The sequence below is a fragment of the Bacillus cereus group sp. BfR-BA-01408 genome (genome assembly GCF_022663305.1).
Taxonomy (GTDB): Bacteria; Bacillota; Bacilli; order Bacillales; family Bacillaceae_G; genus Bacillus_A; species Bacillus_A pacificus.
Map to the genome: position 1 here is coordinate 1 of NZ_JAKUFF010000345.1, position 216 is coordinate 216.

The following is a 216-nucleotide window of genomic DNA, read 5'->3' on the forward strand; positions in this document are numbered from 1 at the left end:
AAGGCTGAGCTGTGATGGGGAAGCTCCTTATGGAGCGAAGTCTTTGATTCCCCGCTGCCAAGAAAAGCTTCTAGCGAGATAAAAGGTGCCTGTACCGCAAACCGCCACAGGTAGGCGAGGAGAGAATCCTAAGGTGTGCGAGAGAACTCTGGTTAAGGAACTCGGCAAAATGACCCCGTAACTTCGGGAGAAGGGGTGCTTTCTTAACGGAAAGCC

The 216-nt window shown here is 52.3% G+C and carries 1 rRNA gene; it reads left to right on the plus strand.

Annotation, left to right across the window (positions count from 1 at the left end):
- A 23S ribosomal RNA gene (locus tag MR083_RS27580) occupies positions 1 to 216 on the plus strand; the annotation flags it as partial.